Origin of the sequence: Vibrio penaeicida (genome assembly GCF_019977755.1) — a bacterium.
Classification (GTDB): Bacteria; Pseudomonadota; Gammaproteobacteria; order Enterobacterales; family Vibrionaceae; genus Vibrio; species Vibrio penaeicida.
Map to the genome: position 1 here is coordinate 1,002,930 of NZ_AP025144.1, position 20,430 is coordinate 1,023,359.

Annotated in this window: 21 protein-coding genes and 1 pseudogene; 10 read left to right on the forward strand and 12 right to left on the reverse strand. The window is 42.9% G+C overall.

What is annotated here, in order from left to right; genetic code table 11:
- Positions 1-50: 50 nt before the first annotated feature.
- The 3 genes from nagC to nagB are packed head-to-tail and all read right to left on the reverse strand — an operon-like array spanning position 51 to position 3,221.
- On the reverse strand, positions 51-1,265 hold the full coding sequence (nagC, locus tag LDO37_RS04775; protein ID WP_101113504.1) for a DNA-binding transcriptional regulator NagC: 1,215 nt from the start codon (positions 1,263-1,265) through the stop codon (positions 51-53).
- A 2-nt stretch (positions 1,266-1,267) separates the two neighbouring features.
- Positions 1,268-2,404, reverse strand: coding sequence for an N-acetylglucosamine-6-phosphate deacetylase (gene nagA / locus LDO37_RS04780; RefSeq protein ID WP_126608062.1), 1,137 nt, complete (start codon positions 2,402-2,404; stop codon positions 1,268-1,270).
- Between the two features lie 13 nt (positions 2,405-2,417).
- Positions 2,418-3,221, reverse strand: coding sequence for a glucosamine-6-phosphate deaminase (gene nagB / locus LDO37_RS04785; protein ID WP_101113506.1), 804 nt, complete (start codon positions 3,219-3,221; stop codon positions 2,418-2,420).
- A 256-nt stretch (positions 3,222-3,477) separates the two neighbouring features.
- Here nagB and nagE point away from each other — a divergent pair, with 256 nt between their 5' ends.
- Both nagE and glnS read left to right on the forward strand, forming a co-directional pair.
- A complete protein-coding gene (nagE, locus tag LDO37_RS04790) occupies positions 3,478-5,043 on the forward strand; it encodes an N-acetylglucosamine-specific PTS transporter subunit IIBC (RefSeq protein WP_126608061.1) in 1,566 nt (521 codons plus the stop codon).
- 175 nt (positions 5,044-5,218) lie between these two features.
- Positions 5,219-6,889 carry a glutamine--tRNA ligase gene (gene glnS / locus LDO37_RS04795; protein WP_126608060.1) on the forward strand — a complete coding sequence of 557 codons (1,671 nt, stop codon included), beginning with the start codon at positions 5,219-5,221 and terminating at the stop codon, positions 6,887-6,889.
- Positions 6,890-7,063: 174 nt separating this feature from the next.
- Here glnS and LDO37_RS04800 read toward each other — a convergent pair whose 3' ends face one another.
- The 4 genes and pseudogenes from LDO37_RS04800 to fcrX form a co-directional block, all read right to left on the reverse strand.
- Positions 7,064-7,360, reverse strand: a complete 297-nt coding sequence (locus tag LDO37_RS04800) for an IS3 family transposase (RefSeq protein ID WP_263422442.1) — start codon at positions 7,358-7,360, stop codon at positions 7,064-7,066.
- Positions 7,361-7,367: 7 nt separating this feature from the next.
- Positions 7,368-7,904 (reverse strand): annotated as a pseudogene (locus LDO37_RS04805) (IS3 family transposase); the annotation flags it as partial.
- Positions 7,904-8,413: a helix-turn-helix domain-containing protein gene (locus tag LDO37_RS04810; RefSeq protein ID WP_126607613.1), complete on the reverse strand. Its 510-nt coding sequence runs from the start codon at positions 8,411-8,413 to the stop codon at positions 7,904-7,906. The gene LDO37_RS04810 and the pseudogene LDO37_RS04805, both read right to left, overlap by 1 nt.
- Before the next feature lie 80 nt (positions 8,414-8,493).
- Positions 8,494-8,943 (reverse strand): ferric iron uptake transcriptional regulator FcrX, encoded by a 450-nt coding sequence (fcrX, locus tag LDO37_RS04815; protein ID WP_126607087.1) that lies wholly within the window; start codon positions 8,941-8,943, stop codon positions 8,494-8,496.
- Between the two features lie 176 nt (positions 8,944-9,119).
- On the opposite strand from fcrX, the gene LDO37_RS04820 reads away from it, so the two are divergent.
- Positions 9,120-9,596, forward strand: coding sequence for a DUF4442 domain-containing protein (locus tag LDO37_RS04820; protein WP_126607086.1), 477 nt, complete (start codon positions 9,120-9,122; stop codon positions 9,594-9,596).
- Between the two features lie 50 nt (positions 9,597-9,646).
- Here LDO37_RS04820 and fldA read toward each other — a convergent pair whose 3' ends face one another.
- From fldA to LDO37_RS04835, 3 genes are all read right to left on the reverse strand, one after another.
- Complete coding sequence (gene fldA / locus LDO37_RS04825) at positions 9,647-10,180, reverse strand: flavodoxin FldA (protein WP_126607085.1); 534 nt, start codon at positions 10,178-10,180, stop codon at positions 9,647-9,649.
- A gap of 60 nt (positions 10,181-10,240) precedes the next feature.
- Positions 10,241-10,462, reverse strand: a complete 222-nt coding sequence (locus tag LDO37_RS04830; protein WP_101113511.1) for a DUF2788 domain-containing protein — start codon at positions 10,460-10,462, stop codon at positions 10,241-10,243.
- Between the two features lie 149 nt (positions 10,463-10,611).
- A complete protein-coding gene (locus tag LDO37_RS04835) occupies positions 10,612-11,379 on the reverse strand; it encodes an alpha/beta fold hydrolase (RefSeq protein WP_126607084.1) in 768 nt (255 codons plus the stop codon).
- Between the two features lie 92 nt (positions 11,380-11,471).
- Here LDO37_RS04835 and seqA point away from each other — a divergent pair, with 92 nt between their 5' ends.
- Together seqA and pgm are read left to right on the forward strand one after the other, a co-directional pair.
- Entirely contained in the window at positions 11,472-12,005 is a 534-nt protein-coding gene (gene seqA / locus LDO37_RS04840) for a replication initiation negative regulator SeqA (RefSeq protein WP_126607083.1), read from the forward strand.
- 90 nt (positions 12,006-12,095) lie between these two features.
- Complete coding sequence (pgm, locus tag LDO37_RS04845) at positions 12,096-13,742, forward strand: phosphoglucomutase (alpha-D-glucose-1,6-bisphosphate-dependent) (protein ID WP_224055339.1); 1,647 nt, start codon at positions 12,096-12,098, stop codon at positions 13,740-13,742.
- A 65-nt stretch (positions 13,743-13,807) separates the two neighbouring features.
- On the opposite strand, the gene LDO37_RS04850 is transcribed toward pgm, so the two are convergent.
- Positions 13,808-14,593, reverse strand: coding sequence for a DUF1853 family protein (locus tag LDO37_RS04850; RefSeq protein ID WP_126607000.1), 786 nt, complete (start codon positions 14,591-14,593; stop codon positions 13,808-13,810).
- A gap of 56 nt (positions 14,594-14,649) precedes the next feature.
- On the opposite strand from LDO37_RS04850, the gene LDO37_RS04855 reads away from it, so the two are divergent.
- Complete coding sequence (locus LDO37_RS04855) at positions 14,650-15,408, forward strand: Nif3-like dinuclear metal center hexameric protein (protein WP_126607001.1); 759 nt, start codon at positions 14,650-14,652, stop codon at positions 15,406-15,408.
- Between the two features lie 104 nt (positions 15,409-15,512).
- On the opposite strand, the gene LDO37_RS04860 is transcribed toward LDO37_RS04855, so the two are convergent.
- Positions 15,513-16,802, reverse strand: coding sequence for a citrate synthase (locus tag LDO37_RS04860; RefSeq protein ID WP_101113516.1), 1,290 nt, complete (start codon positions 16,800-16,802; stop codon positions 15,513-15,515).
- A gap of 395 nt (positions 16,803-17,197) precedes the next feature.
- Here LDO37_RS04860 and sdhC point away from each other — a divergent pair, with 395 nt between their 5' ends.
- From sdhC to LDO37_RS04880, 4 genes are read left to right on the forward strand one after another with little or no spacing between them, the layout of a single operon-like run.
- On the forward strand, positions 17,198-17,590 hold the full coding sequence (sdhC, locus tag LDO37_RS04865; RefSeq protein WP_101113517.1) for a succinate dehydrogenase cytochrome b556 subunit: 393 nt from the start codon (positions 17,198-17,200) through the stop codon (positions 17,588-17,590).
- A complete protein-coding gene (sdhD, locus tag LDO37_RS04870) occupies positions 17,584-17,928 on the forward strand; it encodes a succinate dehydrogenase, hydrophobic membrane anchor protein (protein ID WP_101113518.1) in 345 nt (114 codons plus the stop codon). Before sdhC ends, sdhD begins: the two co-directional genes overlap by 7 nt.
- Complete coding sequence (gene sdhA, locus LDO37_RS04875) at positions 17,929-19,695, forward strand: succinate dehydrogenase flavoprotein subunit (RefSeq protein ID WP_126610190.1); 1,767 nt, start codon at positions 17,929-17,931, stop codon at positions 19,693-19,695.
- Positions 19,696-19,710: 15 nt separating this feature from the next.
- The gene (locus tag LDO37_RS04880) at positions 19,711-20,424 is read left to right on the forward strand and encodes a succinate dehydrogenase iron-sulfur subunit (protein WP_126610191.1); all 714 of its coding nucleotides are present in this window, start codon (positions 19,711-19,713) and stop codon (positions 20,422-20,424) included.
- Positions 20,425-20,430 lie beyond the last annotated feature (6 nt).

The window sequence follows — 20,430 nt, forward strand, 5'->3', positions numbered from 1 at the left end:
TTAAACGACCCATTTATTCAGCGCCAGAACGCTATTTTTCCACCAAACTTTTATTCTTCAAGTAATTTTTGTAACAAAACGCCATTCAGCATTGCTCTTTTAATCATAGCAAACGCTCCCATGGCTGGTTGGTGGTCTAATTCTGATGCAACAATAGGTAATCCAGCATGAAAAGTGGTTAATGATTGTGTTTCCACATTTTTTCTTATCGCAGGAAATACAATGTCCTGCGCTTTTGTAATATCACCAGCAATAATGATTTTTTGTGGATTAAACAAGTTGATGGTTATCGCGATAGCTTTTCCTAGCTGATTTCCTACTTTAACTAAGCTTTGACCTGCCAACTCGTCGCCTTTTAACGCGTGCTGGCAAACATCTTCCATAGTGGGATTAGAAATGTTGCTAAGGCTCGATTGGTAACCTTTGCTCAATAGTTTACGAATGCGCTCTAAGATTGCTGGGTTCGCTGCTACCGTTTCAAGACAGCCAAAGTTGCCGCATTGGCACTGTTCGCCGAGTGGATCAATTTGAATATGACCTATTTCACCAACATTGCGGTTAAACCCTAGAAAAACCTGTCCATTGACAATAATGCCTGAACCCGTACCACGGTGTACACTAACTAAAATAGAGTCTTGGCAATCTCGGCTTGCACCAAAGTAGTGTTCAGCTAGGGCCATGCCTCTAACATCGTTACCAACAAAGCATTCTACATTGAAGGTATCGCGTACTACGTCGCCAAGTGCAAGATTATCGATATCTGTATTTGGCATGTATTCAACAACGCCAGTTTCGGGATTTACTAGCCCTGGTAATGAGATACCAATTGCAATCAGTTGCTCGATACGATCTTTATGTTGCTCAATAAAAGTACGTATTTGCTCTACTAAACCTTCCATTAAGTCGGTTTGGTTTTGGTAGATAAAAGGAGCATAGTGATTAACCAGCTCTTTACCACCAAGGTTGTAAAGGCTGAAATGAATATAATCACGACCGATACGAATCGCGATTGAATGAAAGGGTTCGACTTCCGTCGTAAGAGAGATGGCTCTTCGTCCACCTGTAGAGGCTTGTTGCGCGACCTCTTTAATTAGGCCGCGCTCCAAAAGCTGGCGGGTAATTTTAGTAACACTTGCCGGAGCAAGCTGACTTACATCGGCAACTTGAATCCTAGAAATAGGACCTTGCTGATCAATCAAGCGGTAAACCGCTGCACTGTTGAGTTGTTTAACTAAGTCTACGTTACCTATTTGTCCGCCATTCATGCTTAATTTTGCTCGTATTGTCCGTTAACTACTGTCGCTTTGACATTGAAGTCACGGTCAAATACAGCAAGGTTAGCAACCATACCTTTTTTAACTCGGCCAAGTTTGTCCTCTGCACCAATTGCGCGTGCAGCATACAAAGTAGCCATTCGTAGAGCTTCATCCAAAGCGATACCAACGTGCTCAACTGTGTTTTGAACTGCTTCGATCATAGTTAGTGCTGAGCCGCCTAGTGTGCCGTTTTCATCAACACACTTGCCATCTCGGTAATATACTTTCTTACCTACAAAAATAAAGTGATCCATATCAGCGCCTGCTGGAGCTGTGGCATCGGTCACTAATACGAGCTTTTCACCCTTAATTTTGTGAGCAATTCGGATGTTCGCGTAGTCTACGTGGAAACCATCAGCAATGATGCCAGCGTATACTTCCGGAGTATCATATATTGCACCTACAACTCCTGGTTCACGTCCCGCCATAGGCGTCATTGCATTGAACAAGTGAGTCGCAAATGTAATGCCCACTTCAAAACCCTGACGAGCTTCAGCGTACGTACCGTTGGTGTGACCAATCGCAACAACAATACCTGCATTTCGAAGCTTTTCGATATGCGCTGGGTCATTTTGCTCAGGTGCCAGTGTCACCTTAGTCACGAGATCGGCATTTTCACAGATGAAGTCGATCATGTCGTCATCAGAACGGCGAATGTAATCGACACTGTGAATGCCTTTCTTCATCACATTAAGGTAAGGTCCTTCAAGGTGCAGACCTAAAGATTGGTTTTCATACTTAGCATGGTAATCACGAGCAGCGGCGATAGCTTGGCGCATGTTCTCATCAGAAGAAGTGATAAGCGTTGGCAAAAAGCTAGTACAACCTGATTTTAGGTTCGCTTCGTGCATGATTTGCATGGTTTCTGCTGTGATCTCATCGTTTAACATCACACCACCACAGCCATTCAGCTGTAGGTCAATAAAGCCTGGGCTGACATTTGCACCATCTAAATCAACGGTTTTAAGGTCAGTAGGAAGCTCAGCGACAGGACAAACAGAGTGAATGTTTACACCGTCGATGATGACGGCGTGGTTGTCCAAGACATCGCTACCTGTATAAATTTTACAGTTAGTTAGCGCATACATAGTGTAATAACCCTTACTTAAGATCTTTAGTGTTTTCTGCTTCTAGCTCTCGGAAGTATTTCACTGTCTTCACTTTTAATTCTTGAGTCGAAGGTTCGTCACAAACGATAACCGACTTAGGATGAAGTTGTAGTGCAGATACTGTCCATAGGTGGTTCACAGAACCCTCTACTGCCGCTTCCAGGGCAAGTGCTTTGTTATGACCAGTAATTAAGATCATGATTTCTTCAGCGTCCAACAGAGTACCCACACCGATAGTCAGTGAGTATTTTGGTACTTGGCTGATGTCGCCATCAAAGAAACGAGAATTCGCAATGCGCGTGTCTTCAGTTAGAGTTTTGATGCGCGTGCGAGAAGAAAGAGACGATGCTGGCTCGTTAAATGCGATGTGACCATCGTTACCAACGCCACCCATAAATAGGTTAATGCGACCATAAGATTTAATCTTGTCTTCGTAGCGTTTGCACTCAGCTTCTTGATCTTCAGCATTACCATTAAGAAGATTGATGTTTTCTTCTTGAATATCAATGTGGTTAAAGAAGTTACTGTACATGAATGAACGGTAGGACTCTGGGTGATCAGAAGGAAGACCAACATACTCATCCATATTGAAAGTAACCACGTGTTCGAAGCTTACTTCGCCAGCTTTATGAAGTTCAATAAGGCGCTTGTAAGTGTTTAATGGTGTACCACCAGTCGGCAATCCTAAGACAAATGGTCGATCTGCAGTCGGCTGGAACTTGTTGATTCTGTTGACAATATGACGTGCGGACCATAAGCCAACATCAGTAGCTGTATTAAGTGGAATTAATCTCACGGTGATACCTCAAATTTATACAGGAAATGATTAAATCTTGGCGCCCTAGGGCAATTGTTTTGAATGATAAAATAAGTTTTATGATCTCGCTAGCAAAATCCTTTCCCCTTACCCGAAACGGGTGATTAGGATCACAAATGAAAAGGTTTTAATTTGCGGAGCAAAATTAATGTCATAAACTGACTACGACTAAATTGAGCCACTAAAAAAAGTGTCTCAAATCTAATACAAAAAAATCCTATAGGGGGAACTTAAGGTGAATATACTTGGATATGCGCAGAGATTAGGTAAAGCTTTGATGCTTCCTATTGCAGTGCTTCCAATAGCAGGTTTATTACTGCGTTTGGGACAAGGTGACGTGCTTGATATCGCTTTCATGGCGCAAGCAGGTGGTGCGGTTTTCGGTAACCTACCAGTTATCTTTGCAATTGGTATCGCAATCGGTCTTTCTAAAGACGGTCACGGTGCAGCTGGTCTAGCTGGTGCAGTGGCTTACTTCGTTTCTAACGCAACAGCGACAACAATTAATGCTGACATCAACACTCAGGCATTCGGTGGTATCCTTGCTGGTATCGTAGCAGGTCACGCATACAATGCGTTCAACGCGACTCGTCTTCCTGAATGGTTAGCTTTCTTCTCTGGCAAACGTCTAGTACCAATCATGGCTGGTCTTTTCGCTCTTGTACTGGGTGCAGTACTGGGTGTTGTATGGCCTGCAATTCAGGGCGGACTTGATGCTCTAGCGCAAGGCGTATCTTCTTCTGGTGGTTTCGGTCAATTTGCTTACGGTTTCCTTAACCGTCTACTGATTCCAATCGGTCTACACCACATCGTGAACAACATTTTCTGGTTCAACCTCGGTTCATGTCAGGAAATCCTAATCACAGGTGCGCAGGCTGCTGGTCAGGCTCTAGACCTAACTAAAGTTTGTGTTACTCCAGAAATCGCTAAAACTCTAGTAGTTGGTCAAGAAACTACGTTTACTTTTGCTAACTCTGTAACTCCAGAAATCGTAGCAACGGTTAAAGAAGTGACTGAAACAGTCGCGTCTGGTGACTTGTTCCGCTTCTTCGCAGGCGATAAAGGCGCTGGCGTATTCATGAACGGCTTCTTCATGGTTATGATGTTTGGTCTGCCTGGTGCTGCTCTTGCAATGTACCTAGCTGCTCCAGCTGAGAAACGTGCTCAAGTTTCTGGTGCTCTATTCTCTGTAGGTTTCTGTGCATTCCTAACAGGTGTTACTGAGCCAATGGAATTCATGTTCGTATTCCTAGCTCCAGCGCTATACGCAGTTCACGCAGCATTCACAGGTCTGGCTCTTGTAGTGGCGAACATGTTCGGTACGCTACACGGCTTTACGTTCTCTGGTGGTGCAATCGACTTCGTACTTAACTTCGGTATCGCAACTAAGCCTCTAGTTCTACTTGCTCTAGGTCTAGCTTGGTTCGCTCTATACTTCGTAACGTTCTCGTTCGCTATCCGCGCTTTCAACCTGAAAACTCCAGGTCGTGAAGACGAAGAAGAAGCAGTTGCAGCAACTGGTGACGCTCCAAAAGGAGACCTTGCTCGCCAATACCTAAAAGCTCTAGGTGGTCATGAGAACCTAACGACTATCGACGCGTGTATCACTCGTCTACGTCTAACTCTTAAAGATCGCTCTCTAGCTGACGAAGCTGTACTTAAGAAGCTTGGTGCTAAAGGTGTAGTGAAACTAGGTGAAAATAACCTTCAGGTTATCCTTGGCCCACTAGCTGAAATCGTAGCAGGCGAAATGAAGAGCATTGGTGCAAGTGAAGACTTGTCTGATGTAAAACTTCCTTAGTCTCTGACTAAGAAATCTTGAATACGAATGCCTCCCTTAATGGGAGGCATTTTTTTTAGCCAATCAAAACTAAATTTGGCAATAAAGTGTTTGAGGCAGTTGTGTATCTCGTAAGAATGGTGGATCATTAGCGATTAACTATTCTGACAATACTTTAATACGTAGAGGTGTTTAGATGAGTGAAGCTGAGGCTCGTCCATCGAACTTTATCCGCCAAATCATTGATAAAGATTTAGCGGAAAGCAAACATAGCAGCGTGCATACTCGATTCCCGCCAGAGCCTAACGGCTACTTGCACATCGGTCATGCCAAATCTATTTGCCTTAATTTTGGTATTGCTCAGGACTATCAAGGACAGTGTAATCTACGTTTTGATGACACTAACCCTGAAAAAGAAGATATCGAATACGTCGAGTCGATTAAGAATGATGTTAACTGGTTAGGCTTTGAGTGGAGTGGGGAGATTTGTTATTCCTCAAACTATTTTGATGAGCTATATGGTTATGCAGTTGAATTAATTAACAAAGGCTTAGCGTATGTAGATGAGCTAAGTCCTGAGCAGATCCGTGAATATCGTGGCACTCTTAAAGAACCAGGAAAACCAAGCCCTTATCGTGACCGAAGTGTCGAAGAAAACTTAGCACTTTTTGAAAAAATGCGTGATGGTGGTTTTGAAGAAGGCAAAGCGTGCTTGCGCGCTAAGATTGATATGTCTTCATCGTTCATTGTTTTACGCGACCCGGTTATCTACCGTGTGCGTTTTGCAACACACCATCAGACTGGCGATAAATGGTGCATTTACCCGATGTATGATTTTACGCATTGTATCTCGGATGCGTTAGAAGGTATCACACACTCGCTTTGCACATTGGAGTTTCAAGATAACCGACGTTTGTACGACTGGGTATTAGATAACATTTCTATCGAATGTCAGCCGCGTCAGTACGAGTTCAGCCGTTTGAACCTTGAATATACTGTTATGTCCAAGCGTAAGCTGAGCCAGTTGGTCTCTGAAAACTTGGTGAGAGGCTGGGATGATCCGCGTATGCCGACGGTTTCTGGATTACGTCGCCGAGGTTTTACTCCTGCTTCTATTCGAGAGTTTTGTAAGCGCATTGGTGTAACGAAGCAAGAGAACATGATTGAGTTTAGCTCTTTAGAATCTTGTATTCGTGATGATCTAAATGAAAATGCGCCACGTGCTATGGCTGTTCTGGATCCAGTGAAGTTGGTGATTGAAAACTTTGCTGAAGGTGACGTCGAAACTCTGACTGTAGCTAATCATCCAAACAAACCAGAAATGGGTGAGCGTGAAGTGCCATTTACTCGTGAACTGTTTATCGAAAAAGATGACTTTCGTGAGGAAGCGAATAAGAAATACAAGCGTTTGGTTTTAGGTAAAGAAGTTCGTTTACGTGGTGCTTATGTAATCAAAGCTGAGCGTATTGAAAAAGATGCTGAAGGTAATATAACCACGATTTTCTGTTCGTATGATGATGAAACTCTTGGTAAAAACCCGTCCGATGGTCGAAAGGTCAAAGGTGTAATACATTGGGTTTCAGCAGATAAAGGTCTTCCAGCAGAAATTCGTTTGTATGACCGTTTATTCTCAGTTCCTAACCCTGGAGCTGTTGACGACTTTGCTTCAACAATTAACCCTGAATCACTAACCGTGCTTAATGGTGTCGTTGAGCCAAGTATGGCAAATGCGAATGCAGAGCAAGGGTATCAGTTCGAACGAACCGGTTATTTCTGTGTAGATTCTAAAGATTCATCCGATGAGCGCTTAGTATTTAATCGAACGGTCGGGTTAAGAGATACTTGGGCGAAAATTGAATCAAATTAAGTACAATCTTAATTTTTAATGAAAAAAAAGAGTGCGTAAGTGCTCTTTTTTTATTTACTGCTCAGAATAGGCTGCGTTGTTTAGGGGAGGGTTCCAGTTTGAAAGTTATATTCAGAAAGAACAAAAAAGCCGAAGGGTTAATATGAAGTGACCCCATAAAGTTGGACATTTCTGTTAAGCGGCTTTTAAGGCCTGATTTCGATATTCCGTCGGAGTCCGGCCTTTTAGTTTCACCTTGATGCGTTTCGTATTGTAATACTCGATGTATTCGTCAATATGTGCGATTAAGTCATCGGCATCTTCAAAGTGCTGATTATGGTACATTTCTGTTTTCAGTAAGGCAAAGAAGTTCTCTGCTACTGCGTTATCTAAGCAGTTTCCTTTTCGTGACATACTTTGAGTTAATCCCCGTTCAGCGAGAGTTTGCTGATACTTCCTATGCCTATATTGCCAACCTTGATCGCTATGCACTATGGGCTTAGCGTCTTTTAGCTAAGGTCGCAACCGCCTCAGTCAGCATGTCAGTAACCAGAGGTAAACACGCATTTTTAGCAACCCTGTAAGCGACAACTTCTTGAGTAAACAGATCAACAATTGGTGATAGATACACCTTTTGTTGTTGAACTTTAAACTCAGTGACATCAGTTACCCATTTTTCATCAGGCTTCGTTGCATTGAAGTCCCGTTCAAGTACATTTGGAGCGGTTGTCCCAGCATCTCCTTTGTAAGAGCTGTACCGCTTAGGTCTGACCGTTGATTTCAAGCCTAGTAACCCCATTAGACGTTGAACTGTCTTATGGTTAAGCATGACGCCCTGTCTCCTTAACTCTAAATGAATACGACGATAGCCATATCTCCCTTTATGGTCATGATATATTTTCTCAATTAACCGTTTTTCATCTTGATAGCTTTCGATGGCGTTGTTCGACTGCGCATGATAATAGAAGCTACTTCTTGCTAACTTAAGAGCATGCAAGAGATGTTGCTGTAGATATCGATTTTTAAGAGCTAGAACTACTTTCGTTTTTTCTTTGTTCGACGATGTTTCTCCTGTTCCAGCTCCTCTAACTTTTTTAGGACAGCATTCTCTGCTCGCAAGTACGCTAACTCCTCTTTGAGCTCTTCCAGTGTTTTCTCGTCATCGCTCTTGTTTTGAATAAAAGGGTGCCTACTCATTACGGGTCGTCCTCTGCTACGTTCAAGCCCCTGAAAGCCATCTCTTTCGTACTGTTTGAGCCAAACAGCGATTGTGCCAGGGGAAGAAAAGTTTAAAACCGCACTAGTGTGACTGATAGACCAACCATTCGTCCACATATGAGTTAAAGCTTGCAGTTTAGTTTGCGCATTTTTTGCAAAACTATGAGGCATAAATGCCTGAGAGCCATGAATATCGAATACTTGTGCCCAGTAACGTATTTGACGCGATGGTATGGAATGAAGGCGAGAAAGCTCCTGAGATGAGCTTTCGCCTTGTAGGTATTGTTTCGCTATTGAGCATTTCAATGCTCGGTTGTATTTGGACATAAAAAGACCCCCAATAATTGGTGTCCAACTATTGGGGGTCAGTTCAATACCTTCGGCTTTTGTATTCTTTAAACAAGGTGCTATTTCTTAGGCTTATGAGCGTCTGGATCATCCTTACACGAGCCGTCGCTGCATTTACCGTATAGATAAAGGCTGTGATTCGTTAATTCCACATTGTATCTTGCCGCGATTTGCCTTTGACGTTCTTCAATAACATCATCAGAAAACTCAATCACTTCACCGCAATCTAAACATACTAGATGATCATGATGGTGTTGTGTAGAAAGTTCGAACACAGACTTACCACCTTCGAAATGGTGACGAGTCACAATGCCAGCATCGTCAAATTGGTTGAGAACACGGTATACCGTCGCTAATCCAATTTCTTCACCTAAATCGATCAACTTCTTATATAGATCTTCGGCGCTAATGTGTTGACAATCAGGCTGTTGAAGCACTTCTAAGATCTTTAAACGCGGAAGCGTTACTTTTAGTCCAGCTTCTTTGAGGGCTTGGTTATTGTCTGGCATATTTTTTCCTGTAGAGGTTCTGCAGCAAAATACAGAAGTCGTAGTTAATGCCATTATAGGCTAGTAAAACGTAACAATAAACCACGAAGTTCAAAGGGTTAATATTCAAAGCTTGTAAATATGCCTCAAATCACGGATATTAAGGTCCGACCAGTTACAATTTTATAACAATGGCTATGCATAAGAACTTGAGTAAAATTTATAAACCCAACCTCGTCAAATTTGCTCTCAATATTTGGCCACCCTTTTGGGGAGCAGGCATTCGCATTGTGTCTATTAGTGATGATTTTCGTCAGGTAAAAATGCAACTTAAGCTTCGATGGTGGAATAAAAACGCGAATCGCACTCAATATGGAGGCTCTATTTTTTCGCTGACTGATCCAGTTTATTCGCTAATGCTGATGGGAATTTTAGGGGAGAAGTATTTTGTATGGGACAAAAATGCCAGTATCAATTTCATAGCCCCAGGCAAAACCCACCTATTTGCTGATTTTCACGTATCTCAGCCGATATTGGATAGTATTTATCAAGAAACCAGTAATGGGGATAAAAGTTTCCCTGAATTTCTGATTTACGTAAAAGATAAAGATGGGAATGTTGTTTCTGAAGTTCAGCGAACACTGTATGTGAGGAAGAAACCGCAGTTTCGATAAGATACGATAGAAAAATGCCTCCGTGTTAGGAGGCATTCAAAATAAACGAATTAGTCGGCCAATTCAGCTAGGCACATTTCTTCAAAGATTTGTTCAACCCAGTTTTTAACTCTTTCTTCGGTCAATTCTGGTTGGCGATCTTCATCGATGCATAGACCAACGAATTGAGATTCATCACCCTCGACCAATGCTTTAGATGCTTCAAACTCATATCCGTCTGTAGACGTGTAGCCTAAAACTGTTCCGCCTTTCGCTTCTGCGATATCACGAATTGTGCCCATCGCGTCACAGAAATACTCTGCGTAGTCTTCCTGATCGCCACAACCAAATATAGCCACTAGCTTTGTAGAGAAATCAACTTCTTCCAGCTCTGGGAAAAAGTCATCCCAATCACATTGGGCTTCACCGTAATACCAAGTTGGAATACCTAAAAGCAAAAGATCAAAATTATCGATATCTTCTTTGCTACTTTTAGCGATATCTTGAACGTGAACCAGTTTTTTACTCAGTTGTTTTTGAATCATCTTAGCAACGGCTTCAGTGTTACCTGTATCGCTACCAAAGAAGAGTCCTACACTTGCCATAGAATCAGTACCCATATAGTGACAGTTTGTTTGGTGAATTCTTTAAGTTGCAGTTTTTGGTTAACCTAATCCTGTCCCTTCCCAGCTTAACTGGATAAGACCTTTTGCGATAAACCCTGCGCAACCTAAAAATAGGACAAGCCAAACTATACGACGCCCAAACGGCGGGACATTCCCCTGTTTCAATACGTCCTTTATTGCCATTCCTATAAAAAAGAAAATTGCTGCAAATAAAAGGTCCAACCCAATGGACTCTAGCATATTGATATAGTCGTAGAGCATGACGTTCCTTGTAGTCAATTTTGCTGGGCGCACTATATCACTCTTGCGCCTTAAAGTTAATGAGAAGGATTCTTCAATAGCAGTAAATTATAAGTATTATCATCGTAACGGGGGCTGAATCAAACATTGGGAGTCAGCAATAGTGATTTCTATGTTGAGATAAAACGACGCAATACTCGCAGTACATCATTTGGTTTTTCGGCGTGTAACCAATGACCTGTATTGGCTATAACATGGGCTTTTGCGTGCGGAAATTGCTGACGCACGAGCCCTTGATGCTCTTCTGTTAAATAGTCGGAATTTCCTCCCTTAATAAAGAGAGTCGGTATCTCAACTGGGGGTAACTCATGCCACGTAAGTATGTTGTTATAATTTGCATAAAGTGACGCAACATTGAATCGCCAACTGAGATGAGAGCTGTCTTTATAAAGTGATTTTCCAAGAAACTGCCTAACACCTTCCATTTCAATATGCTGAGCAAGTATCTTCATAGCGTCCGAGCGGGAGGTGGGCTTTTGTTGTTCAATAGCATGCAGCCCAGCAAACACGTTATCGTGCCTGTTTTGTGTATAGGCGACAGGTGCCATGTCCAAAACTACAAGATGGTTAACTTGTTTACCAAGAATAGAAGCAAGCTTCATTGCTACTTTACCGCCCATCGAATGACCGACTAGTTTGACGTTATCTAATTCCAAATGACGGATTAGAGTTTCAACATCTCGTGCCATTTCTTCGTACGTATGAATATCACTGTGAAAGGACAACCCATGGTTTCGAAGATCGACCGTAAGCACCTGATGATCTTGGATCAAATCGCGAGTAAGGAGACCAAGGTTATCGAGGTTACCGAACAATCCATGCAGAAGAACAATCGTTGAGCCTTCGCCCTGCAACTTATAATTCAAAAGTGATGACATTTTCTCTTTATCTTGTTGGGTTTGCCGTAGAGTATCACGGAAGAACTGGTTATAATCTTCCAGAGTTTAAACATAGAGATTGTGAAAAGCGAATGAAAACAATAGAGGTTGATGAGGATCTATACCGTTACATAGCAAGTCAGACTCAACATATTGGCGAGAGTGCATCTGACATTCTTCGACGTTTGTTGATGGCTGATAAAGCTAAAGCAGTAGAGACTCCGGCTCCGGCAGTGAATGGAATCGTAGTAAGTAAAGATGCAGGTAAAGACTCGGCAGTAGACGGTGTCAAAGTACTTCGCTCTTTATTAATTTCTGATGAATTTGCAGGTAAAGACAAAGCGATTGATCGGTTTATGTTGGTGCTATCGACCCTTCACGGCATTCACAACGATAATTTTGCAGAAGCAACTCAAGTTAAAGGTCGTACACGAGTCTATTTTGCAAATAATGAAGACACGTTGCTTGCCAGCGGAAAAACAACAAAACCACGTCAGATTCCTAATACACCTTTCTGGGTAATCACCAATAATAATACAAACCGGAAACGCCAGATGGTAGACCAATTGATGACTCGAATGGGCTTTCAAGGCGACCTAATTGAAAAGGTGTGTAACGCAATTTAAAAGCGCATAGACAAAGCCTCATGATGACTCCATTAAACGTTATTATGAGGTTTTGTTTATGTGGGTAAGAAAATTAAAAGGAAAATAAAAATGGCTATCCATCCTCGAGCAGGGCAAAAAGCACTGCAAGAAGATTTACACAACATCCCTTCGTTAGTTGCTAATTACTTTCTACTTCAACCAGAACCTTCTAATCCTGAGCACCGTGTTCAATTCGGTACGTCAGGTCACCGCGGCACCTCAGATAAATCCACTTTTAATGAACACCATATCCTTGCGATTGCTCAAGCGGTCGCGGAAGTTCGTAAAGAGCAGGGGACGACAGGTCCGTTATTTTTAGGCAAAGATACTCATGCGTTATCTGAACCAGCGTTTACCAGCGTTATTGAAGTTCTGATTGCTAATGGCGTAGAAGTAGTGGTTCAGGAAAACAACGGCTTTACTCCTACCCCAGGTATTTCACACGCAATTTTGATGTATAACCTTAAGCATTCTGAAAAAGCAGATGGTATCGTTATTACGCCTTCGCATAACCCACCACAAGACGGCGGTATCAAATACAACCCTACTCACGGTGGTCCTGCTGAAGCTGAACTGACTCAAGCAATCGAAGACCGAGCGAATGTATTGATTGCTGAAGATTTACAAGGTGTTAAACGTAGCCATTCTGTTCAAGCTAAAGCCTCTGAATTGTTTAAAGAAGTCGATTTAGTAAAACCATATATTGATGACTTGGTTAACGTTATCGATATGCAAGCTATTCAAAATGCAAACATTAAGATTGGAGTGGATCCTCTAGGTGGCTCTGGAATTGACTATTGGCGTCAGATCGCTAAAGAGTACGCGTTAGATCTTACCCTAGTGAGTGAATCTATTGACCCATCGTTCCAGTTTATGTCGCTAGATAAAGATGGTGTGATTCGCATGGATTGCTCTTCGCCGTATGCAATGTCTAGCCTGCTCGCCCTCAAAGATGATTATGACCTGGCGTTTGGTAATGACCCTGATTACGACAGGCACGGAATCGTTACGCCTAAAGGGCTTATGAACCCGAACCACTTCCTTGCTGTGTGTATCGACTACTTGTACCGCCACCGTGAAGGGTGGGGTAAAGAAGTTGCTGTAGGGAAAACATTGGTTTCCAGTGCGTTGATTGACCGTGTGGTTGCGGATTTAGGTCGCACGTTATGCGAAGTACCTGTTGGATTCAAATGGTTCGTTGACGGTCTGTATTCTGGCGAGTTCGGATTTGGTGGTGAAGAAAGTGCGGGAGCCTCTTTCCTACGTAAAGATGGTACGCCTTGGTCGACAGACAAAGATGGTATTATTTTGTGTCTTCTTGCCGTTGAGATTACGGCGGTAACTGGTAAAAACCCACAGGATTATTATGAAGAACTGGCTACCAAACATGGTGAGTCTCAATATAATCGGATTCAAGCCGTAGCCAATACTGAACAAAAGAATATTCTGAAGAAACTGTCACCTGAGATGGTATCTGCAAAGACGTTGGCTGGTGATGAAATCACGGCACGTTTGACTCATGCGCCAGGAAACGGTGCCGCGATTGGTGGTCTAAAAGTGACCACAGGTAACGGCTGGTTTGCGGCTCGCCCATCTGGTACTGAAGATATTTATAAGATTTACTGTGAGAGCTTTAAAGGCGAAGAGCACTTGAAGGCTATTGAAGAAGAAGCTCAAGAAATTGTAAACCAAGTTTTTGAAAATGCTGGCTTATAATTTTTAACTGGTATAAGAAAGGTGGCGAAAGCCACCTTTTTTATGCCTGAAGCAGTAGCCCTAAGTCAATTAGGCCATTGGTTATTAACAATAAACCAATATTGCCCACTCTCTGATTGGCAGTGGACAAACTTGTTAACTTCCCCTGAAAATAGCACCGAATCTTTATTCCTTCCTGTCACCCAATCTTTTTTATCTAATACATAAAGTTTGTCGGTAATGAGGTGTTTTTGGCTGTCGTAGCACCAATAGCCCTTGATCCGAGATTGTTCGATCTGATACTCAAGGCAACTTTTGGGGATCGCTTCATCGTCAAATGGGTTTGTGTAGAGCCTACCTTGCATTAGCAGGTGTTCACTTATATTTTCCCATTCTGGGAACTGGGTTTTAAATGCTTTGGACGAAGACATTTTCAGTTGGTGACTCAACATTCTGTCGAGCTTCAGATCCAGTCTATCCTTAGCATTGGGGCCATACCAAAGTGTGTTATGAAGTAAGTAGAATTTAATGGCGACTTCCCAGTGCTCTATGGTTTGGTTGTCATGGTTTTCTAGAATAAAGTCGATAGCGCCCAGTGTGCGTCCATCTTGTTGTAATTGAATTTCTTCTTCTAGTAATCTGTATTGACTGTTTGCTTGAAACAAACAGCGGCAAGCATATTGGTAGACAAAACCTAGGCGTTGATTCCCAGAGTAACCGTTCATGCTAACAGGTATGTTTTGCGAAAATGGAGAATTTCCGCAGACAGGTGCGTTAAGGTTGAACAGAGATGGGGTAGATGCGACCCAATGAAGGAGTTTGTCGATTTCGGGTTTTGATAGCATTGATTTTTCTCCATTTCGTTTCGACATTCTAACCTTAAATTGTTATAACGCGCTAAAAGCAGATAAATCAATGGATGAATAAGATGAACAATTTTCAGCTCGAATCGATTCTCAACGAGAAGCTGTCTCCCCAATTGATTAAAGACTACAGCCCTAATGGTATGCAGGTTGAAGGCAAACCTGAAATAAAACGTATCGTGACAGGTGTAACCGCATCGCAAGCATTGATCGAAAGGGCAATCGAATTAAAGGCTGATGCCTTACTCGTTCACCATGGGTACTTTTGGAAAGGCGAGCCAGAACCAATAAAAGGTATGAAAGGAAAGCGTATTCGAAGCCTAATTAAGTCTGACATTAATTTGTATGGGTATCATTTGCCATTGGATATTCACCCTGAATTGGGTAATAACGCTTGCCTAGCTGAACTTTTGGATATAGAAGTTCAGGGGGGGTTAGAGGGGCACCCTCAGTCCGTTGCTATGTTTGGAAAATTACGTACTCCCATGTCTGGCAAAGCTTTTTCCCAAAAGATAGAGCAAGTCTTAAATCGTACTCCTCTGCATATCGCACCAGATGATGAAGCCAAAACAATCGAAACGATCGGATGGTGTACTGGTGGAGGGCAAGATTTTATCGAACTGGCTGTAGCGCATGGTTTGGATGCATTCGTTTCTGGTGAAATATCGGAAAGAACCACCTATACGGCTCGTGAACAGAACATTCATTACTTCGCCGCTGGGCATCATGCAACAGAAAGATATGGCGTTAAAGCATTAGGAGAGTGGTTAGCTTCAGAACATGGATTGGATGTCACCTTTATCGATATCGATAACCCAGTTTAAAGTTAGCGAGCAAAATTAAGTTTATACAATCAAAAAGGTCGAAGCGAATGCTTCGACCTTTTGTTTGTTACTCAATCATCAATGAAAAATCAAAGAGTTGAATATCACTCTCTCTCGTGAAGAGGTTGGAAGTCACGAGATTTCTTACCTGTATACAACTGGCGAGGACGACCAATACGGTTGTTAGGATCGCTGTGCATTTCATTCCAATGTGCAATCCAGCCAATTGTACGCGACATCGCGAAGATGACCGTGAACATAGAGATTGGAATGCCGATGGCTTTCAGGATGATGCCTGAGTAGAAATCTACATTAGGGTACAGTTTCTTCTCAACGAAGTACTCGTCAGACAAAGCAATACGCTCTAGCTCCATTGCTACGTCTAGTAGAGGATCTTGAATATTCAATTCCTCAAGTACTTCGTGGCATGCTTCGCGCATTACTGTTGCACGTGGATCGTAGTTCTTGTAAACGCGGTGACCAAAGCCCATTAGGCGGAATGGGTCATCTTTGTCTTTCGCACGTTCAATGTATTCTGGGATGTTGTCGACACTGCCGATTTCTTCCAGCATACGCAAACACGCTTCATTAGCACCACCGTGTGCAGGACCCCAAAGAGAGGCGATACCTGCCGCGATACATGCAAATGGGTTTGCACCTGACGAACCAGATAAACGAACTGTAGAAGTTGACGCGTTTTGCTCGTGATCCGCGTGTAGCGTAAAGATCTTGTCCATTGCGCGAGCAACAACAGGATTAACATTGTACTCTTCACATGGGTTAGCAAACATCATATGCAGGAAGTTTTCTGCATAGCTTAGTTCGTTGCGTGGGTAGATAAACGGTTGACCGATTGAGTATTTGTAACACATTGCTGCCAAAGTTGGCATTTTTGAAAGCAATCGGTACGCCGCGATTTCGCGGTGCTTATCATTGTTGATGTCTAGAGAGTCGTGGTAGAAAGCCGCTAGTGCTCCTACAACACCACACATTACAGCCATTGGGTGAGCATCACGGCGGAATCCGTGGAAGAAACTTGCGATTTGCTCATGGACCATTGTGTGACGCGTTACGGTCTCTTTAAATTGTTCATATTGCTTACGATCTGGGGCTTCGCCATACAGAAGGATGTAACACACTTCCAGGTAATCTGCGTTATTGGCAAGTTGGTCGATAGGGAAACCTCTGTGAAGAAGGATACCTTTCGCACCGTCAATATAAGTGATTTGGGATTCACAAGATGCAGTGGCAAGAAAACCGGGGTCAAAAGTAAAGTAACCATTGGCTCCTAGTTTACGAACATCGATTACTTCAGGTCCAACTGTACCTTCCATAATCGGCAGCTCGATTGGCGCTTTACCTTCAATATGAAGGGTCGCTTTCTTATCTGCCATAACATTCTCCTTTGTTTATTATTAATCCATCCAGGATATTTTGTGTGCCGTTTTTTTACTGAGTATCTAAAGTAAAGTCAATTTTTCTCCTCTTTTGTGTGCACTCGTTTTGATTTTTCATATGAAAAAAGTTAAAAATCTGTTCTGTGTAGCATTATTTGTTACGTCAATTGTATTAATATGTTACCGCCCGTATAGTGGCGCAGAAAATTTTTGTGGAATCCTTATAAATTCAAGGCTAGACGGAAAATCTGGCCTATAATAATAGAAGCAAATATAACAATTCATTTACATTTATCTCGCCCAATATGAGCTGAATGCGTTAATTAAATGTTAATTTTTGTCGGTTTCCTACTAAAATTTGGTTTATAACTATAAATGCTCTAAGGAGCTGAGTGAGCAAGCCCGTGAAAGAAAGAAAGTCTAGACCTGTTAATTTAGATTTACAGACAGTCCACTTTCCAATTTCTGCAATCGCATCCATCCTGCATCGAATTTCAGGTGTTATTACGTTTGTAGCAATTGGAATTTTACTCTGGTTACTATCCATTTCCCTCTCTTCTCCCCTAGGATTCGCTAAAGCAGCAGACATTGTTGATAGCTTTTTCGTATCGTTCATCTTGTGGGGTATTCTTACTGCACTCGCATATCATATAGTAGGCGGTATTCGTCACTTATTCATGGATATGGGATATTTTGAAGAGTTAGATACAGGTGCGTTGAGCGCTAAAGTATCTTTTGCCGTAACAGTAGTATTGTCGCTACTCGCGGGGGTGATGGTATGGTAAAGCATGTTTCAACGCTTGGGCGCAATGGCGTTCATGATTATGTATTGATCCGCGCAAGTGCGATCATTTTAACCCTATACACTATTTATCTTGTTGGCTTTTGTGCCTTCAACGAAATTACTTACATGTCCTGGACCGCGTTTTTTGGCGGTACGTTTACCAAAGTCTTTACTATGCTTGCATTAGTTTGTGTGCTTGTTCATGCATGGATTGGCTTGTGGCAGGTTTTAACTGATTACATCAAGCCCGTCTTTTTGCGTGGTGTAATTCAAGTAGCAATTATTGCCGTTTTAATCGCCTATTTCTTCTCTGGTCTGTTTGTATTGTGGGGTGCGTAAGTGACTATTCCAGTTCGTGAATTTGATGCCGTTGTAATCGGTGCTGGCGGTGCAGGCATGCGTGCCGCTCTGCAAATTTCAGAGCAAGGCCTAACATGTGCTTTGCTTTCCAAAGTATTTCCTACTCGTTCGCATACCGTTTCAGCTCAGGGCGGTATTACAGTAGCTCTTGGTAACTCTCATAAAGATAATTGGCAATGGCACATGTACGATACCGTAAAGGGATCCGATTATATTGGTGACCAAGATGCTATCGAATATATGTGTAAAACCGGACCAGAGTCGGTTATTGAACTAGAGAAAATGGGGCTACCTTTCTCTCGTTTTGAAAACGGAAGTATTTATCAGCGCCCATTCGGTGGTCAATCGAAAGAATTTGGTGGCGAGCAAGCAGCTCGTACCGCAGCGGCGGCTGACCGAACAGGTCACGCACTGCTTCATACTCTGTATCAGCAAAATATTAAACACAAAACCACCATCTTCTCTGAATGGTATGCGCTTGATCTGGTGAAAAACCAAGATGGTGCAATCCTTGGCTGTACAGCGATCTGTATGGAAACCGGAGAAATGTGTTACTTCAAGTCTAAAGCCACAATATTGGCGACTGGTGGTGCTGGTCGAATTTATTCATCGACTACAAACGCACACATCAACACCGGTGATGGCGTTGGTATGGCACTTCGTGCTGGCGTGCCAATGCAAGACATGGAGATGTGGCAGTTCCACCCAACGGGTATTGCTGGTGCAGGTGTATTGGTTACGGAAGGTTGTCGTGGTGAAGGCGGTTACCTGCTTAATAAAGATGGCGAGCGCTTTATGGAGCGTTACGCACCTAACGCGAAAGACCTTGCTGGTCGTGACGTTGTTGCTCGTTCAATGATGATTGAAATCCGTGAAGGCCGTGGTTGTGATGGCCCTTGGGGACCACACATCAAACTTAAAATGGATCACCTTGGTAAGGAAGTACTTGAATCTCGTCTTCCTGGTATCTGTGAGCTTTCACGTACGTTTGCGCACGTTGATCCAGTTCACGAGCCAATCCCAGTTATCCCAACTTGTCACTATATGATGGGTGGAGTGCCAACACAGGTATCCGGTCAAGCCATTAAGCAAAACGCTGACGGTGGAGAGCAAGAAATACAAGGTCTATTTGCTTGTGGTGAAATCGCTTCTGTATCTGTACACGGCGCTAACCGCTTAGGTGGTAATTCACTGCTAGACTTAGTTGTATTTGGTCGTGCGACTGGATTGCATCTTGGTGAAACGTTGGCGGCACAAGCTGAAGCGCGCCCAGCGACGGAGTCTGATATTGAAGCATCTCTGGCTCGTACCATGCGTTGGGAAGGCAGCACAGGCGGTGAAGATCCAGCTCAAATTCGTAAAGATCTTCAAAGCTGTATGCAGAATAGCTTCTCGGTATTCCGAGAGGGCGATGCGATGGCAACAGGTTTAGAAGAGTTAAAAGTGATTCGTGAGCGCTTGAAAGAGGCGCACTTGGCTGATAAATCAACCGAGTTTAATACGGAGCGAATTGAGTGTTTGGAACTGGACAACCTAATGGAAACTGCGTTTTCAACGGCTGTAGCGGCGAACTATCGTACTGAAAGTCGTGGCGCACATGCCCGATTCGATTTCCCTGACCGTGATGATGAAAACTGGCTATGCCACTCCATCTATAATCCGGAAACCGAAGCAATGACTAAGCGCGATGTGAACATGAGTCCAGTTCACCGTGAAGCATTTCCGCCAAAAGCACGTACATACTAAAGGGAGGTACATATCATGAAACTTAATTTCTCTCTTTATCGTTACAATCCGGATACAGATAAAAAGCCTTACATGAAGGACTATGTCCTTGAAGTGGAAGAAGGTTCAGACATGATGGTGCTTGATGCACTTATCTTACTGAAGGAGCAAGACCCGACCATTTCATTCAGACGCTCATGCCGAGAAGGTGTGTGTGGTTCTGATGGTTTAAATATGAACGGAAAGAATGGTCTGGCTTGTATTACGCCTCTATCTGCGTTGACCGACAAAAATACTATCATCATTCGTCCGCTGCCGGGTTTGCCGGTTGTACGAGACTTGATTGTTGATATGACTCAGTTCTACGACAACTACGCGAAAGTGAAGCCGTTCCTGATTTCAGATGGTAACTTGCCACCTTCACGTGAAAACTTACAGGTACCGGAAGATCGCGCTCATTTAGACGGTCTTTATGAATGTATCATGTGCGCATGTTGTACGACGTCATGCCCATCATTTTGGTGGAACCCAGATAAGTTCATCGGTCCAGCAGGTCTACTTGCTGCTTACCGTTGGTTAATTGATAGCCGCGATACGGCTACAGACGAACGTTTATCTAATCTTGACGATGCTTTTAGCGTTTTTCGTTGCCATGGCATTATGAATTGTGTAAGTGTTTGTCCTAAGGGATTAAATCCTACGAAGGCGATTGGTCATATTAAGACCATGTTATTGAATCGTTCGGTTTAATGGATT

Excerpts from the sequence above, each read along its gene's own strand:
- glnS (WP_126608060.1), top strand. The coding sequence starts at position 5,219 with ATGAGTGAAGCTGAGGCTCGTCCATCGAACTTTATCCGCCAAATCATT.
- fcrX (WP_126607087.1), bottom strand. The coding sequence starts at position 8,943 with ATGCCAGACAATAACCAAGCCCTCAAAGAAGCTGGACTAAAAGTAACG.
- fldA (WP_126607085.1), bottom strand. The coding sequence starts at position 10,180 with ATGGCAAGTGTAGGACTCTTCTTTGGTAGCGATACAGGTAACACTGAA.
- LDO37_RS04830 (WP_101113511.1), bottom strand. The coding sequence starts at position 10,462 with ATGCTCTACGACTATATCAATATGCTAGAGTCCATTGGGTTGGACCTT.
- seqA (WP_126607083.1), top strand. The coding sequence starts at position 11,472 with ATGAAAACAATAGAGGTTGATGAGGATCTATACCGTTACATAGCAAGT.
- pgm (WP_224055339.1), top strand. The coding sequence starts at position 12,096 with ATGGCTATCCATCCTCGAGCAGGGCAAAAAGCACTGCAAGAAGATTTA.
- sdhD (WP_101113518.1), top strand. The coding sequence starts at position 17,584 with ATGGTAAAGCATGTTTCAACGCTTGGGCGCAATGGCGTTCATGATTAT.
- nagC (WP_101113504.1), bottom strand. The coding sequence starts at position 1,265 with ATGAATGGCGGACAAATAGGTAACGTAGACTTAGTTAAACAACTCAAC.
- LDO37_RS04850 (WP_126607000.1), bottom strand. The coding sequence starts at position 14,593 with ATGTCGAAACGAAATGGAGAAAAATCAATGCTATCAAAACCCGAAATC.
- LDO37_RS04835 (WP_126607084.1), bottom strand. The coding sequence starts at position 11,379 with ATGTCATCACTTTTGAATTATAAGTTGCAGGGCGAAGGCTCAACGATT.
- LDO37_RS04820 (WP_126607086.1), top strand. The coding sequence starts at position 9,120 with ATGCATAAGAACTTGAGTAAAATTTATAAACCCAACCTCGTCAAATTT.
- nagA (WP_126608062.1), bottom strand. The coding sequence starts at position 2,404 with ATGTATGCGCTAACTAACTGTAAAATTTATACAGGTAGCGATGTCTTG.
- LDO37_RS04810 (WP_126607613.1), bottom strand. The coding sequence starts at position 8,413 with ATGTCCAAATACAACCGAGCATTGAAATGCTCAATAGCGAAACAATAC.
- LDO37_RS04855 (WP_126607001.1), top strand. The coding sequence starts at position 14,650 with ATGAACAATTTTCAGCTCGAATCGATTCTCAACGAGAAGCTGTCTCCC.
- LDO37_RS04860 (WP_101113516.1), bottom strand. The coding sequence starts at position 16,802 with ATGGCAGATAAGAAAGCGACCCTTCATATTGAAGGTAAAGCGCCAATC.
- LDO37_RS04880 (WP_126610191.1), top strand. The coding sequence starts at position 19,711 with ATGAAACTTAATTTCTCTCTTTATCGTTACAATCCGGATACAGATAAA.